The sequence below is a fragment of the Bacillus sp. 220_BSPC genome (assembly GCF_001054655.1).
In the GTDB taxonomy this organism is placed as follows: Bacteria; Bacillota; Bacilli; order Bacillales; family DSM-1321; genus Peribacillus; species Peribacillus frigoritolerans.
In genome coordinates, this window is the sequence record NZ_JVPL01000009.1 from 1 (window position 1) to 676 (window position 676).

At 30.5% G+C, this 676-nt stretch carries 2 protein-coding genes; both read right to left on the reverse strand.

Annotation, left to right across the window (positions count from 1 at the left end; translation table 11 throughout):
* Positions 1-287, reverse strand: a 287-nt coding sequence (locus ADA55_RS00810; RefSeq protein WP_161798609.1) for a YitT family protein, incomplete at its 3' end; no start/stop codon positions are given.
* Between the two features lie 293 nt (positions 288-580).
* The coding region (locus ADA55_RS28105) for a DUF1657 domain-containing protein (RefSeq protein WP_153246075.1) at positions 581-676 on the reverse strand (96 nt) is incomplete at its 5' end.

The window sequence follows — 676 nt, forward strand, 5'->3', positions numbered from 1 at the left end:
TTTCTTAAAGGCTCTAGCCAATCAATGAATATAGAAGCAACAATTAAACCTAGAAAGCTATTATAAAAGAATGTTCTTTCATAGATCCACGCGTATATGCATAGAGGGATGCTTAAAAGAAACATAGCTAAACCTGTTGGAAAATCAAAGTAATAATGTAGGATGAGAGCAATTCCTGTAATCCCTCCGTCCAACAATTGATGTGGAATTAAAAAACCGTTTATTCCTATACTTAATAATAGACTACCTATAAGAATAGCCGCTGCTTTCTGAAAAATAAAAATCACCTTTTATCATTTTTTACTGCTAATATATGTACAAGCATGTGATTTCAGAATTAGGCTATATTTGTAATTTGTAACTAGTTATGAAGTCACTTTTTTGAAAATGGGCATGACAAGTTAAAATTCCCTTTTCTCTACATATATTTATAAAACCTTTCTTTCACTATTTTATAGAAGAAGGCATTACGTTTAATAACTACTTTTTGGTGAGTTTTTTAGGAGGCATTTACCTGCCTCCTATATTTTTAAAACTGTTAGGAAAATAACCCATGAACTTATCTAAACCGCTGATACAATTAACTTTTTAAGATGTGGGTAACTTTATCAATAGCTTTTTGTAGGTTTTCACTGTTTTTTTCATATATCTGCTTGGCTTCTTTATTTTCTGTTCC